The following is a 14,823-nucleotide window of genomic DNA, read 5'->3' as shown; positions in this document are numbered from 1 at the left end:
TGCAAAGCCGATGATAGCCTGACGAAAGGTCACGCAAAAGTAGGCAGTCGCCAGTTTATTTCATTCAAGGCCGTTCCAGAAATGGAACGGCCTTGTTGCTTTACAGCACACACAATCAAGTGCCTGAATGCTGCCCGTTCGTCTCTCCCCAGGCCATTGCCAATCTTCCAAATCGCAAGAGCCGGTACGACGTATTGCATCCGCCTTCCCCATGAGATATGGCCAAGTGTAGAGTTTATCTGACAACCTATCGCAGAAACGAACTGCTGCGGCGCGCCCTCTCCAGCTTGCTGGAGCAAACCTTCCAAGATTGGGTGTGCGAACTTCACAACGATGCCCCCGATGACCCCTTTCCGGGTGAACTGGTAAAAGAGCTCAACGATCCCCGTTTCATCTACCGGCCTCATCCCCAAAACTACGGGCCCGTAAAATCATTCAATCTGTTCTTTAAACCCATCTCCGAGCCCTTCTTCAGCATTCTTGAAGACGACAACTGGTGGGAACCCAGGCTGCTCGAGCGTCTCATGGCACTGCTCGAAACCAGTCCGGAGGCGAGCTTGGCTTGGGCCAATATGAGGTATTGGAAGGAACAGGATGACGGCACGTGGGAGAAAACCGACAGGACCGTGTGGGACCGTGAAATCTACCGTGAACCGTTTGTGTTCAAGTGGGCCGACCCAAAGCAGGTTTACCAGGCTCTCCATTCAATCGGATCCATGGTGGTGAGAACGAGTTCCTTCACGACAAGGCCTGTGCCTGAAACCCTTCCGTTTTTCGCCATCGATCCAGCACGTGAGCGCCTCTATCCAGGGCCGCTGATCCTGGAGCCTGAAGTCCTCGCCAACTTTGCCTTAACGCGCCAGACAGCCCGCAAAACCACGATTACGGAAGACACCCAAGCGAGCATCCTTTTGGCTCGGAGCTTTCTGCGCCATGTCAATGCAAGCGACACCTACTATGCGCAGGTTTGGAAAAACGCGCAGGGGTGGCCGGTGCGCTCCTCGAATACCTTGGTGATTGCCTCCATATTGGCAGGGAAGCTCAAGTTTCTCTTCCGGCACGCGACGATGATCGATTGGCTCTTCTTCGCTGCATCTTGGGTCAAGCGGCCGCTCCGCATGTTCCGGCTCATGAGGTCCGTCAGTGCATATCCCGAAGTCTCGAGGTTCTTGGACGAACGCACCGCAGAAATCTGCGCTGTCGCAGCGAGCCCACCTCGAGCGGTCACTTAAGGTTGGCGGATTGGTGCTGGCTGCAATTTCCCCTGTGGTGCAGCGCATGCGCAAGGTGCACCGGTAGCCTTGTCAGGGTTCAGGCGCTGCCCCAACACTCTCCAACCCAGGTTTGGAGGACGGCGGAGGTTGGTCCAGCGCCCTCGTGGTTGATAAACAGGCGGTTCTCCCGCCGATGGCAGGGGTCGCATGGCATCTCCCACCGACCTAGGGTCTATCTCGCACCTGCTACTCCATACAGGTTCCTTCACAGGAAAAGCATTGAGCGAATTGCGCTTTGCAGTTAAACCGGATTTCCAACACCCCTCCTCCCCATGGAAATAAAACCGGAAGTTTACGAGCAGCCCGGCACCTTCTACCTCGGTCGTGAGTACGACGTCGCGACCAAAGCCCTTAAGGACAATCTTGTCCTCTACGACTCCAAGGACCTGGTGACGCACGGCGTCGTGCTGGGCATGACCGGCTCAGGAAAGACAGGCCTCTGCCTCGCGCTTCTGGAAGAAGCCGCCATGGACGGCATTCCTGTGCTCGCCATCGACCCGAAGGGTGACATCGCAAATTTCCTTCTGCAGTTTCCCAACCTCCAAGGCAGTGAGTTCGAACCCTGGGTGAATCCGGAAGACGCCCAGAAGAAGGGGCAATCCGTCACCGAATACGCCACCGCCCAGGCTCAGCTCTGGGCCAAGGGACTTGGAGAGTGGGGGCAGAGCGCGGAACGCATCCAGAAGCTTCGCGAGAAGGTGGATATCAACATCTTCACCCCCGGAAGCAGCGCTGGCATTCCTGTCAGCATTGTCGCCTCGCTCGCCGCGCCGCCGGCGGAGATCATCGAGGACGCTGAAATCTTCCAGGAGCGTGTGGAGAGTTGCTCCACCAGCCTCCTCAGCCTCGCCGGCGTTGAGGGAGACCCCGTACAGTCCCCACAGCACATCCTCCTCGCAAACATCTTCACCCATTGTTGGGCGAAGGGGCAGGACGTCACTCTTGAAAGCCTCGTGCATCTCGTGCAGCAGCCGCCTTTCGAAAAGGTCGGTGTAGTTGCGGTCGATGATTTCCTCTCGGAGAAGAAGCGCATCGAGGTGGCGATGAAGTTGAACAACCTCATTGCTTCCCCCAGCTTCGCAAGCTGGCTGCAGGGCGTGCCGCTGGACATCCAGAAAATGCTCTATACTCCTGAGGGCAAGGCACGCGTCAGCATCTTCAGCATTGCACACCTCAGTGATGAGCAGCGCATGTTCTTCGTGAGCTTGCTGCTCAACGAGACCCTGGGCTGGATGCGCCAGCAATCCGGCACCACCAGTCTTCGTGCCATGCTCTACATGGACGAAATCTTTGGTTACCTGCCGCCCACCGCGAATCCGCCGAGTAAGAAGCCGATGATGATCCTGCTCAAGCAGGCCCGTGCCTTCGGCCTCGGCATTCTCCTGGCAACGCAGAACCCGGTGGACCTCGATTACAAGGCCCTCTCCAACATCGGCACCTGGTTCCTAGGCCGCCTCCAGACGGAGCGCGACAAAGCCCGCGTGCTCGATGGCCTGGAAGGCGCTGCCAGCTCGCAGAACGCCAAGTTCAATCGCAGTGAGATGGAAACACTCCTCTCCGCCTTGGGCAACCGCGTCTTCCTCATGAACAACGTGCACGAAGATCATCCCGTGGTCTTCAATGTGCGCTGGGTCATGACCTATCTGCGCGGCCCGCTGTCGCGCAATCAAATCAAGTCGCTCGTAGACCCGAAGCGAGAGGCCTTTGCAGCGCTGATGCAGAGCTCCACGCTGAAGAAAACCGCGAAGTCCGGACCACCGCCCCTGCCCAAGCAGAAGAAGGCAGATGATGAAGATGCGGGCTTCCTGCCACCTTCAAGCGAGGAGGATGAGACGAGCGAAGCGCCCGCTGCCGGCTCCGGCTTCCGCCCCAAGCTGCCCGAGCCCGCCGTGGAGTACTTCCAGAGCGAGAAGGGGTCCAACTATGTACCCGCCATGCTGCGCTCCGCCACGGTCCTCTTCAATGACGCCAAGAAGAAGATCAGTGGTCGCGCCACGGTGACACTGGTCAACGAAATCGACGCCGCCAACGCCAAGGTGAATTGGGACAAGTTCCTGGATGTGCCACGCGACATCGATCTCACCACTCTGGATCGTGACCCTGAAGATGGCGCCTCCTTTGGTGATCTGCCGAGTGCTGCACAAAAGGCCGCCACTTGGAAAGCCATCGAAAAGGATCTGACCAACTGGGTCTATGCCAACTACGAAGCTGAGATTCGATACAGTCCCCTGCTGGAAGCCTATTCCAACTTCGGTGAAAGCGAAGCCGACTTCCGGGTGCGTGTTTCACAAGTGGCCCGTGAGCTTCGCGACAAAGCAGTGGAAGAGCTCCGCGCCACGATGATGAAGCAGGCGAAGTCGATTGAGGACAAGGCTACGCGCGCCATGCAGAAGGTTGATGCGCAGAAAGCTCAGGCCAGCAGCGCAAAATGGAGCGCGGCTGCCACGATTGGCACCTCGCTGCTCGGCGCTCTCTTCGGCAGGAAGTCCAGCGTCGTGAGCGCGACCAACGTCAATCGGGCAGGCAGTGTCTTCCGCGAATCGCGCGACGTCGCCAACGCGGAACAGGAAGTCGAGCGCTACCGCGAAGAGCTCAAGGCATTGGATCAGCAGCTCACGGATGAAACCCAAAAGATCCGCGACCAGTATGATCCCACAGCGTTGACCTTCGAAGTGGCGAAGCTCACTCCCATGAAGAAGAACATCACCCCGAATGCGGTGGGGATCCTGTGGGTGGGGAGGTAGTGACGAGTCGACAGACCAGACGACGTCAGCGCTTGCGGCCTGTCGTGGATCCTGGTTCGGATTTGCCCTCTGCCTCTGTCTTCAACAAGGTTGGCTCGGACGGCCAAGTCCAGTCGTCCTTGGCAGGGCCATCGGTGGAACTCTTGCGGATGTGACCACGATTCCAACTCGACGAATAGAGAACATAGCTATCGCCTTGCTTGGGAGAGAAACGAATCGCTCCTCCGCTCATGACGTCCACCGGAAGTGCAGCAAGAAACTCTGGTACGAGTGCCTCTGTAGAGGGCGGTAGCTTCCCATGCCGCAACCGACACCGCTCGATCGCACACCAGAGGAGTGCCAGCCTTGCTTGTGCATGCACTCGCGATGTCCTTTCCATAAGTGAGGAAAACGTCGCAAGATTCTGAGCATGCCGTCCCATGGAGAACCAGGACAGTGAACTCTTCAGTTGCTCTCCCTTGAGCCTCGACGACTCGACTCTGGCTGCATCAATGACACCGCGAACGGGATCGACACAAGGGAGCTCTTCATCAAAAGAGAAGTCCTGTCCCAGTGCAGCTTCCGCCAATGTCCAGCCCTGCGGGCGCAGGAGCATTCCCGCGCGGAAAACACCACGTTTGATCTCCTGCATTGCTTTCCCATTTGCACTCGGCATCCAGTCCAGCTCATCCATCCATTCCACCATCTCTGCCCCACTCAGCTTGCGAAACGTCTCCGCTCCGATCACATGCTCGTTTTGCAAGGCCAGACGCACACTTTCCAAGGAGTACTTGGAAACCTCGTCCTGCAGCAGCTTGAGTTGCTCGTCATTGAGATGTACACGAGCAAGTGTCTGCTGCCATGTGTTAAACGTGACGGTGGCCATCGCGTTAGAAACCAATTGTGCAAGCCACGACTGAGGCCGCTCGCCTATCGTCCGATCGAGCTTCATCATGGCGACGAGGTTCCTCGTGTACTGCTCGCCGTCGTCGTTTGCCGCGAGAGCCAGCAGTCGAAGCCGCATGAAGTTTGTAAAACCAACCAGAGGAACCAGGTGTGGGGAGTCCATTTTCACACCACTTTCATAGTCCAGAGGCCAGCGGCATCTGGGCCGCTCTAAGGCGGAAAGCATCTCCTGATAATCCACGTCCCACCTTTTGAGATAGTGCAGTATTTCGTCCGCTGCGCTCATGGCTGTGTCGGGAACGTCTCGTGGGAACCGCTCGCGCAGGTCGTTCCGATATTCCTCCAGAACTGTCAAATCGTCAGGGGATATCCCCCGATTCCCGGACTGGATCGCCTTTCCAACCTGTGTTGGCAAAGATCGGGAAATCTTGGGAAGTCGAGCAGCCTCCGGATCGCCGAAAAGTTCCGCAAAGATCGGCGCGGCAGCTACATTCTCCTCGTCTGGAATCATCGGAGGAATAATGTCTGCGATCTCCACGGGCTCGCCCGCAGCTCGAAGGCGGGCGCACGACTCTTCCCACAACTTTTGCCCACGCCAGTTCTCCTCCCACCAGAGTGCGATAAGCATCCCAGTGAAAATGAGCAGCCCGATCAAAATTCGCCGCGTCCACTTCATTGGTGAAACCTAGCGAAGCCGCATCGAGAAGTCATTCGGAAGAAACATCCATCGAGATGATCCTACCACATGGGAGCCCTTGGGACTCTGAAGATCAGATCTCCGAGGCTGCGCCCGCTGTCGGATCGATTGCACCCACTTCCACGGGTGCATCTCCTTCCGTGAACCCTGGCTCAGTCGTAGAGGCGAGAGACTCTTTCTCCGCGGCCTTGCCCGGGACCGTGGCCGCCACATCCCCAATGCGCGAGTACACCTCACGTCCCTGTGCACTGTGTTCCAGCAGATCCGGCGCGAGTTGCACCCGGCCCTGCTCAAAGACCGTGATGAAACAGGAGCCACCGAAGATGAAGTAACCCATCTCCTGGCCCTTGGTCACACGCTCGCCGGGACGATAGGTCTGCTTCACCGTACCCACGCATGTGGCGCCGACTTCGAGCAACAGGACTTCGCCAAACTCCTCGGTTTGCAGGCGGACGAGGTAGCGCTTGTTCTCCCACAGGATGGTAGGACGTTGACGGAGGGCAATGGGACTCACCGAGTAGAGCGGGCCATTGATGAGTTTTGCCTCGCTCGGCACGCCGGCGCACGGAAAGTGGAATCGATGGTAGTCCACCGGGCATAGCCGCGAGATGATCATGGAGCCGTGAGCAAACTTTTGCGCGAGAGCGTCATCGCGAAGCAAGGCAGGCAAATCAAACGGGATGCCTTTCACAAAGATGCCGTCGCTCGCCGCAATATCGGGAATGGCGAAGTGGCGTCCGTCCGCTGGGAAGACCACCGTGTCTGGGTCCCCTGCAATAGGCCGCGCGGCGGGTTTCAATTTCCGGGCAAAGAAAGCATTGAAGGTGGGATAGTACTCCGCCTCGCCCGCCATCTCCTCGCGTTTGATGCCATACTTTTCCACAAACGGCAGCACCCGGGAGCGGCTGGCGGGTTGGGACATGCGCCACCCGTACCAAGACGAGAAGAGTTTCCGCTTCACAAGCGTGGATAGTGCGGCACGTCCGGCCTTGCTCTCGTAGGCCCAGCGCAAAAACCCTTCGCCGTAGATGTCCTCAGTCTCGGTCTTCCCGGTGTAGCGGTTGAAAAACTCGACTGGCTCGGATGTGGGGCTCATTGAAGGGACCAAGGGGGATGGAGAAAGCTAAGCGCAATTGGAGGCAAGGATGAGTTCGGAAAAACTCTGCCAAGGTTACAGCCCCAATCGCCGACGCCCTGCTTCCTGTTCGTTCGGGGGCAGGAAGCGGGCTGCTGGCACCCCCTTGGCGAGGAGCAGCGCATGGAAGTTACGACCCAGGATTCCGGGGTGGGTCAAGGTGTGGAACTGGCGCTTGGTGGCGGCGTCCATGGACATCGGTCGGGAGGAAAGGGTGTCGGCGAAAAGTTTTGTCAGATAGCGTCCTTGTTCGATAAACGACGCAAGTTCCAAGCCAGTTTTCTCCGCGGTTTTGACAACACAAGTGAAGTTGACGTCAGCCGTGAGATCCGCTTCGCAAAGATCGTCGAGGACCTTGTCATCCATGCGATGATGGAAGTAGCGGCGCAGGGTGCCATCGGTCCTCCCGGGGGCGTAGTACTCGGTGTCGGGCATCCCATAGTCGAGTACGAGCACCGCACCGGCAAAGGGTGCTGCGGCCAGCGACTCCACCCAGGCATCCACCGCGAGGCAGATCTCAGTGGTGTAGCCCGTGGGGAAAGCCGTGCCCAACGCTGCGGTACGGGCTTCGAGTGCGGCATGACTGAGCTCAGCCTCTACGAACTGCAAGGGTGGCTTGGCCGAAGAGGGGGCATCCCCTGGAGGATCCAGAGCCACCCACAACTCCCGCCACGCTGACCCATCCCAGCGCACCCGGTGCACGGGGAAGGCGTCCAGCAGTTCATTGCAAAGGAAGAGTGCGGCGGGGGAGGAGGGGAGCCCGGCCAGTTCAGAAACCCAAGTCACGCGGGCGTGCTGGGCAAGGGTGCTTTGTTGGGCCTCCCGGAGACCGGTGTCCGGCTCGATTAGCACATACCGCACAATCCCGGCGAAATCCGGGTCGAGTTCCTGACAGCCGACGAGGACATCCCGCGCCAAGGTACCATCGTGGGCTCCCTGTTCGATGAGCGTGAACTCGTCTGGTCGGCCCATGGCCGCCCATACTTGCCGGGCCTGCTCCGCCAGCAGTTGGCCGAAGAGCGGCCCCGCGCTGACGCTGGTGTAGAAATCGCCCTCGCGGCCAATCTTGCGCACTCCCTGGCGGTAGTACCCCATCCCGGGCTCGTACAGGGCAATCTGCATGACCTCCGCCCACGGGAGGCGACCGGCAGCTGCGGCGGCAATCCGGTTGCGAATAAGTACTTGGGCTGACGGCACAGGGTTTGCGTTGGCCATATCTCGGTATGGGGCTATACTCCTTCCCCATCGCAACGCAAACAGCCCCCAAATGCCTGAGCCTGAAGTGAACCCCATCGCCCGCCAGCTCGGAGGCAAGGTGCCTCCGTCCAAACGCGGGAAAGGCAATGTCGTCCGCAGGCGCGTGCCCATCTACCGGCGCAAATGGTTCGCCATTCTGGCCATCATTTGCCTCGTCACCGGCGTCACTGCCATGGGTGTTGTCATGGCGATTCTCGCCCCGCTGCGCGAGCAAGCGGAAACCTTCGATCTGGCGGATCTCCACAAGATCGAAAAAGCCAGTCTCATCTACGATCGACGTGGTGATGAACTGGGCCGCATTTTTGTGCTGAACCGCACGCCCATCAAATTCGAGCAGGTGCCGCTTCGGTTGATCGATGCGCTGACTGCCCAGGAGGATGAGCGTTTCTTCCGCCACAAGGGTGTGGACATGGTGGGTGTCGTGCGCGCCATGTATCTCAACTACAAGGCGGGTGAAGAAACCCAGGGCGCGAGCACCATCACGCAGCAGCTCGCCCGAGATGCTTTCAAGCTCAAGGAACTCGAAAAAGCCGGGGATAAGAACGCACGTTACACGCGCAAGATCGTGGAGTGGTTCATCGCGGAGCGCATCGAGGAGAAGTACACGAAGTCCGAGATCCTTGAGATGTATCTGAACCGGATCTTCTTTGGTCGAAACTTCTACGGCATCCAGGCGGCGGCACAGGGTTATTTCGGCAAGGACGTGAAGGATCTCAGCCTGGAAGAAAGCGCCCTCATCTGCGGCATCATCAAGAGCCCGAACAACCTCGAACCGCTGCGCTATCCAGATCGTGCGAAGAAGGCCCGCGACCACGTGCTCGATCGCATGCGCGAGGAGGGGCTCCTTTCAAAAGCCGAAGCAGAGCAGTACAAGGCCATGCCCGTGGTGACGAATCCCCCGGACAACGTTACCCGCCTGAGCCATGTGACTGAGGAGATCCGCCAGCAGGCCATCGGAATCATCGGTGAAGAGGCTGCGCAGTCGGGCGGCTTCCACATCTATGCCACGGTGGACGCGAAACTACAGCGCGCGGTGGAGGCGTCCGTCCGTCAGCGTCTTTCTGAGGTGGAGCAGCGGCCCGGTTATACCCACCAGACCTATGAGCTGTATCACCAGATCAAGGATCTGGCGAAGAAGCGCATCGCCTCGAAGGAGATCCCCGCGAATACGCCCATTCCCGCACCGCAATATCTGCAGGCGGCTGCTCTGGTGATCGACAATCATGACGGCTCCGTGCTTGCCATGGTGGGTGGGCGTGATTTCCTCGACAGCATGTTCAACCGTGCGTTGCAGACCCGTCGCCCGACGGGCACGGCGTTCCTGCCCTTTGTCTATGCCGCCGCTTTTGAAAAACCGCAGTACTACCCGCCGGGGTTGATGGAGGACAAGCCCATCAACAATCGTCTGGTGATGATTGGCGGCTTCGACGGACGACTTGGGGAGTGGGGTACTGAGCAGGAAGAGACCGTGTATGGAGATACCATTTCCCTGCGTGAATCCTTGGTGCAGAGCCGCACCGCCGCGACGGCGCGATTGGGGCTGGAAATTGGTCTGCCTTCGGTGAAGGATCTGGTTGCCCGTGCCGGCATCAAGTCTCCTGTGCGTGACTATCCGAGCAGCTTCCTGGGAGTGAGCGAGGCCAAGCTGGATGAAATGGTGCTGGCCTACAGCACCTTCCCCAACAAGGGCAAACGTCCGAAAGAATTGACGCTGATCCATCGCATCACGGATGACAAAGGAAAGGTCATCTACCAGATCAAAGAGGATGAGGAACCCCTGGTGCCGGTGATGGATGAAATCGCGGCATACCAGACTCACTCCTGCCTGGTGGAGGCACTCGATCGCGGCACCGGACGGCCGGCGCGTGATGAGTTTGGCCTCAAAGATTTCCCGGCCGCAGGCAAGACGGGCACGGCGTATGAATTCAAGGACCTTTGGTTCTTGGGCTACACCAGCTCCGTCACATGTGGTGTGTGGTGCGGCTTTGACCAGCAGAAACCCATCTATGAGGGTGCCTTCAGCAATCGCATTGCACTGCCCATCTGGTCAGACGCGATGAACGCCGCGTCGAAGGACTACAAGACGGAGGAGATTGCGCCACCCCAGGAGGCGCAGCTCGTGGAGATCTGCAACAAGAGCGGTCTGCGGGCGGTGGACTCCTGCTATGAAAAGGTGCCGGACACGGTCAATGGTGGCATGAAAGCGGTGCGATGCACGCACCGAGAAGTGATACGGCCCGGGTCGAACTTTGAGACCTACTGCAATGTTCACCGTACCGGCGGCCCGGGACTCGCGAGCATGCTCATTGGTGTGGATGTGCCCCAGGAGACTGTCCCCATGAATCCTGCAGCCTTCAACGTGCCCTCCGTCCGCATGAAGGGACTCACGGTGATTGGCAATGATCCCTACAATGCTGAGCTGCCCGTCCTGCGTGCGGAGCCTGTGGATGAGAGTGGAGAGGTCGTGCCACGAGCCGTACCTGTGATGGAAGAGGAAGGCCAGCCGCAAAGCCCGATCAAACTGGCTCCACCCCCCCCGCTCAAGCTGGACTAGTGCTTGGAGGAATCCGAGCGGCATGATATGAGAAATACATGCGTGCCGTCCTTTGCTGTCTCGCGCTGATCTGCGGCTGCACCACAGCCACAGCGCAGAGGGTGGTGCAGGTGCGCTGGGAGAGTGCGCACGCAGCACCACCCGTGAAGCTCAGCGGCAGCGCGGGCGACTGGTTGCCGGCCTTCCGCCTTGCCGTGCAAACCTTGCCGGAGGCGGCCATCGTCTCATTGAGCTTGAGCCAGCCCCAGATGCTCGGGCTGTCGAAGGCGGATGCTGAGAAACTACAGCGCCTCACGGCAGAGCGATACAGGCTCATGGCAGGCGACGCCCTGTTTCAACGAGCTCCCACTGCGCTGCCCTACTGCTATAGCGAAGCGAAACCCAGGGAAGGTCTGGCTACCGTGTACGTGCCGAACGAGGTGACACAGGACACGAACTGCATCGTTTTCCTGCATGGCTACGGCGGCAGCTTTCTCTGGTGCCTGCACGTCCTCGTGGAGGCCTTTCCTGAAGCAGTGATCATCTGCCCAGCGTATGGGATGAGCACAGGGAACATTCCTCCGGCTTATGTGAAGGAGGCGATCACCAGGACTATTTCGGTGACAGGAACATCATTGCCAAGGCCCGTGCTCATGGGACTCTCCGCAGGTGGATTTGGGGCGTGCAAGGTGTACGCGGACACACCTCAAGACTGGAAACGCCTGATTTGCCTCGCGGCATACGCCCCAGACACGGTGCTCACGGAATTTACGAAGGGCATGGATGTGTGCTTCCTCGCCGGTGAGAAGGAGGAGTTTGTTTCGAATGGCTATTTTAACCGCGGCGTGCAACAGGCACGGGCGCGCGGAGGGCTCGTGCGGGCCAACCTCATTCCGGAGGCTGGACACTTCTTTTTGCTGGAGAAGCAAGAGACAACGTTTTCGATCCTCAAGGAGTGGATGAAGTAAGCAGACGTTGAGCATTCGGGCAATCTGCGGACGCAGGAAAGCCGCCCATGAGCTTCGCTGCGCCAGGCCATCCGCGAGTTTTGCCCTATGCGAATCAGGATGAGAGAAAGCTGCAATGCGGGTGAGGTACACCCCGGTGGCATCATCAGTTGAAAACCCCTTTCCCATTCATCCCATGAAGACCTACCAGCACATCCTTGTTGGGGTCGATTTTTCACCAGGAAGCCGTGCCGCCCTGCATGCGGCTGCGCGCATCGCCTCCCCTGGCAAGACCCCAGTCACTGTCATGCATGTGATCGATCCGAAGCTGGCCGAGTCCATGAAGGAAGCGCATCACTGGAATGATCTCGACCTTTTCCAGCACGTCGATAAGACAGTGGTGGATTTCATCGCAGATGCCGGCGTCCCTTCCGACCATCTGCGCATTGAACTAGATGTTGGCAATGCCTTCCAGGCGCTCATCGGCGCCCGGCACCGCCTCGATGCAGACCTCATCGTCTTGGGGACACGTGGTTCTGAGCATGGGCCCAATGATATCGGTTCGGTGGCCAGCAAGTGCATGCGCAAGGCTCCTGCAGACGTGCTGCTGGTGCGTGAGGGCATGGATGGTCCATTCCGCCACATCACTGCCTGCGTGGATCTTTCCGAGACCTCGGCCAAGGCAGTCACTGCCGCACGCAACGTGGCAGAGCTGGATGGCGCCATGCTGGACTGCCTCCTCATCAATCAATCCGTGCTGGCGCTCACCATGGACTACAACGGATTTGCCCCGCCTCTCACAGCTGTGGATCCGCAGGGCCTTGCGCATTGGGAGCACGAGATGGATGGATTCCTCCGGCCCCTGATGCGTACGGCACCAAGCACCCTGACATGGAACTCCTTCGTGAAGGATCGGGCGAATGTACGGGAAGGCATCCTCGAGCACATGAACCTTACCAAGACAGATCTGGTGGTGCTCGGAACCCGGGGGAAGACCAACCTGCGCACCCTGCTGATCGGCACCACCGCCGAGAAGGTGGTGACACATGCTCCGTGCTCCATGCTTACCGTAAAGCCGGATGGCTTTGAGCTTCCTATTGAAATGCAGGTCGAGACGTCCGGCCTCCAGGAAACGAAGGACGAGCACGAGAGTGCCTTCCCTCCAGCCACGGTGCCGATGGCATAGCGTGGTGACATGTGGTGGGATAGGAAGTGATGCGAGATGGCGGCTGAGTCTTGGACGACTCCTCCGCCATCACTGTTTCCATCCCTCACTCCATCTCATACACCCGGTAATAGAATTCGGGATCGATCCCCGCGAAGGCCTTGATCTCCCTGAAAAGCTTGCTGTCATCAAGAAGCTGGAAGCCGTCAGGAATGAGGCTGCGGTTGTGCCCGGTGTGACCTTGGATCACAAGCAGGCCCCGCTTTTCTGCGCGAGCCTGGGTCATGTACTTTTCCAGTTCTGACTTGGAAACAGCGCTGGCCACGGTGGGCAGGTAGACGGGGAGGGTTTCGTGGCCATGACCGTAGCAAACGACCAGGAATTGCTGTCCGTCCTTCCGTTGCGCCGGTTGCGTGTCTACGTATGTCGCCACATCCCTGAGGGGTGCGTACGGACGAGATCCAAGCACCTCGATTTGCGCCTTCCAAAACGGAAAGACCTGAATCGCCAGGCCCAATGCCAGCAGCACGGCGACCCATCGGCGCAGGTGAGGCAACCAAGCAGGCAGTCCTTTGGGTTCTGATTTCCGAACGGCCTCAGCCACCAGCAGGCACACGATGGCGATGAGGCAGGGTAGCGCCGCGATGATGAAGCGCGGATAGAAGTAGGAGCCGGTACTCCGCACAATCAGCATGAAGAGGCTGGTGCTGAAGAACAGGTTGCTGAGAACCCACCATGGCCCATTCGACCCCTTCGGAGCAAACCGATGCCTTGCGAAGGGAAGGATGACGAGGAGGGCAAGCAGCAGCCAGATGGCTCCATCAAAACTGGCCATCCCAATACCGGGTGTGCTGGACACCAGGCCCGCTGCTTCCACGGTAGGAGGCCAGGCGAGTTCCACTCCAAGGAGCACCTGACTCAAGGTACTGTTGAACAAGGCTTGAGTAAGTGGCTGGGAGACCGTTTCATTGCCTGCCCAGCGTGTGGCCTGCATGAAGTTCGGCAGGAACATCTGGATGAAGGCCATCGCCGCGAAAACATTTGTCACGGCCAAACGCACGAGGGTCTGCCACGGCATGTCGTTGTAGCGCTGCACTCCATAGGCGAGCAGAAGATTCAACACCGTGACATCGACCGCCGCATTCGGATAGGCCCACAGCCAGACAAACTCGATGGCCCCCCAAGCGACCCAGGGGAGTACGTTGTATCCGCGCGTCTGGAAGATGCGCGTCACCGCGAACATGCCAGCGATGCACAGGGGCACGACAAGGGCATAGGCTCGCGCATCCACCCCGTAGCGAATGTACCACGGATGAAGCGCCAGCAGGAAAGCCGCAACAATGCCAGCTCCCTCAAATCCCCATCTCCGTAGTAGCAGCGCGAGCAATAGGACAGCCGCTGCGGAAGCAATCAGCGCCGGCATGCGGGCCGCGAGGTCGGAAAACTCGCCGGGCTTCGTGTGCGTCAAGGCCCGTGAAATCGTGAAGCTGGCCTTCTGCGCCAGGGACATCGGCACGTGATTCGTGGGCTTCTGGTAGTAGAAGGCACAGCGTTTCCAATCGTGTTCGACGAACTTGAGCTGACCCGGCTTTTTGGCATCTGGCCGCCACTTGCCATGGGAGACCTGCAGCACCACCCAGGACTCGTCCCACCACAGGCTCTTGCTGGCGAGTGGGAGACGGACGGCGATGCAGGTGACAATAGCGACAAGGAGGAGGGGCCAAAACAATCCCTTGATGCCCCAAAGCGGCACCACCGCCAATCCACCGTTTGCGTCTTTGGAGGATCCTCCGGGAGTTGCTGGTTCTCTTGCTGCAAAGGCCTTGGCCTTCGAGAAAGGTTTCGCCCACCATTGTGCAGTACCCAAAAGCACGAGAAGCAGGACGAGATTGATCCATGCCGCGTAACGGATGCCCATGGACGCATCGTCGTCCCAGTCGGGCTTCTCTTTTGCTGCCAGAGCAGCCTGGATGGCCGGGAGGTGGTCCTTCGCCTGGGGACCGAACACCAGCAGCGCTCCCTCCAGTGCGATGAGCACGAGCAGCAGGATGCGGACGGAGCGGAGGGACATGCGGAACGAAAGGGGGCGGGGAAACGATTCCTTACCGCAGGGGAATCGCCGCCGCCAAGGGAATCCTACTACCGGTCTTGAGACCTGGACTGGTCCATTGTGCCGCCTGCCGAGG

9 protein-coding genes are annotated in these 14,823 nt (G+C 59.0%); 5 read left to right on the top strand and 4 right to left on the bottom strand.

Translation table 11 applies throughout. The features are described 5' to 3' along the window. Positions 1-218 precede the first annotated feature (218 nt). Together DES53_RS27950 and DES53_RS27945 are read left to right on the top strand one after the other, a co-directional pair. The gene (locus DES53_RS27950) at positions 219-1,232 is read left to right on the top strand and encodes a glycosyltransferase (RefSeq protein WP_113961636.1); all 1,014 of its coding nucleotides are present in this window, start codon (positions 219-221) and stop codon (positions 1,230-1,232) included. Positions 1,233-1,546: 314 nt separating this feature from the next. Beyond that, the gene (locus DES53_RS27945) at positions 1,547-4,018 is read left to right on the top strand and encodes an ATP-binding protein (RefSeq protein ID WP_113961635.1); all 2,472 of its coding nucleotides are present in this window, start codon (positions 1,547-1,549) and stop codon (positions 4,016-4,018) included. A 25-nt stretch (positions 4,019-4,043) separates the two neighbouring features. On the opposite strand, the gene DES53_RS27940 is transcribed toward DES53_RS27945, so the two are convergent. From DES53_RS27940 to DES53_RS27930, 3 genes are all read right to left on the bottom strand, one after another. Then, complete coding sequence (locus DES53_RS27940; RefSeq protein WP_147263663.1) at positions 4,044-5,531, bottom strand: hypothetical protein; 1,488 nt, start codon at positions 5,529-5,531, stop codon at positions 4,044-4,046. 142 nt (positions 5,532-5,673) lie between these two features. Continuing rightward, positions 5,674-6,696 (bottom strand): phosphatidylserine decarboxylase, encoded by a 1,023-nt coding sequence (locus DES53_RS27935; RefSeq protein ID WP_113961633.1) that lies wholly within the window; start codon positions 6,694-6,696, stop codon positions 5,674-5,676. A gap of 75 nt (positions 6,697-6,771) precedes the next feature. Then, positions 6,772-7,950 (bottom strand): class I SAM-dependent methyltransferase, encoded by a 1,179-nt coding sequence (locus tag DES53_RS27930; RefSeq protein ID WP_170157477.1) that lies wholly within the window; start codon positions 7,948-7,950, stop codon positions 6,772-6,774. Positions 7,951-8,002: 52 nt separating this feature from the next. Here DES53_RS27930 and DES53_RS27925 point away from each other — a divergent pair, with 52 nt between their 5' ends. The 3 genes from DES53_RS27925 to DES53_RS27915 all read left to right on the top strand — a co-directional run bounded on the left by DES53_RS27925 (position 8,003) and on the right by DES53_RS27915 (position 12,658). Further along, positions 8,003-10,546 (top strand): transglycosylase domain-containing protein, encoded by a 2,544-nt coding sequence (locus DES53_RS27925; protein ID WP_170157476.1) that lies wholly within the window; start codon positions 8,003-8,005, stop codon positions 10,544-10,546. Positions 10,547-10,584: 38 nt separating this feature from the next. Beyond that, positions 10,585-11,493, top strand: coding sequence for an alpha/beta fold hydrolase (locus DES53_RS27920; protein ID WP_113961631.1), 909 nt, complete (start codon positions 10,585-10,587; stop codon positions 11,491-11,493). A gap of 175 nt (positions 11,494-11,668) precedes the next feature. Next, positions 11,669-12,658, top strand: a complete 990-nt coding sequence (locus tag DES53_RS27915) for a universal stress protein (protein ID WP_170157475.1) — start codon at positions 11,669-11,671, stop codon at positions 12,656-12,658. An 85-nt stretch (positions 12,659-12,743) separates the two neighbouring features. Here the strand turns inward: DES53_RS27915 and DES53_RS27910 are convergent, their stop codons facing one another. Then, positions 12,744-14,708, bottom strand: coding sequence for a hypothetical protein (locus DES53_RS27910; protein WP_113961629.1), 1,965 nt, complete (start codon positions 14,706-14,708; stop codon positions 12,744-12,746). Positions 14,709-14,823 lie beyond the last annotated feature (115 nt).

The sequence above is a fragment of the Roseimicrobium gellanilyticum genome (assembly GCF_003315205.1).
GTDB lineage: Bacteria > Verrucomicrobiota > Verrucomicrobiia > Verrucomicrobiales > Verrucomicrobiaceae > Roseimicrobium > Roseimicrobium gellanilyticum.
Note: the sequence above shows the minus strand (reverse complement) of the source record. Positions and strands in the feature narration are given on the sequence as shown.

Bases quoted from the DNA above. Each gene is read 5' to 3' on its own strand.
- DES53_RS27940 (WP_147263663.1), bottom strand. From the start codon at position 5,531: ATGCTTATCGCACTCTGGTGGGAGGAGAACTGGCGTGGGCAAAAGTTG.
- DES53_RS27920 (WP_113961631.1), top strand. From the start codon at position 10,585: ATGCGTGCCGTCCTTTGCTGTCTCGCGCTGATCTGCGGCTGCACCACA.
- DES53_RS27930 (WP_170157477.1), bottom strand. From the start codon at position 7,950: ATGGCCAACGCAAACCCTGTGCCGTCAGCCCAAGTACTTATTCGCAAC.
- DES53_RS27915 (WP_170157475.1), top strand. From the start codon at position 11,669: ATGAAGACCTACCAGCACATCCTTGTTGGGGTCGATTTTTCACCAGGA.
- DES53_RS27925 (WP_170157476.1), top strand. From the start codon at position 8,003: ATGCCTGAGCCTGAAGTGAACCCCATCGCCCGCCAGCTCGGAGGCAAG.
- DES53_RS27935 (WP_113961633.1), bottom strand. From the start codon at position 6,696: ATGAGCCCCACATCCGAGCCAGTCGAGTTTTTCAACCGCTACACCGGG.
- DES53_RS27910 (WP_113961629.1), bottom strand. From the start codon at position 14,708: ATGTCCCTCCGCTCCGTCCGCATCCTGCTGCTCGTGCTCATCGCACTG.
- DES53_RS27950 (WP_113961636.1), top strand. From the start codon at position 219: ATGGCCAAGTGTAGAGTTTATCTGACAACCTATCGCAGAAACGAACTG.
- DES53_RS27945 (WP_113961635.1), top strand. From the start codon at position 1,547: ATGGAAATAAAACCGGAAGTTTACGAGCAGCCCGGCACCTTCTACCTC.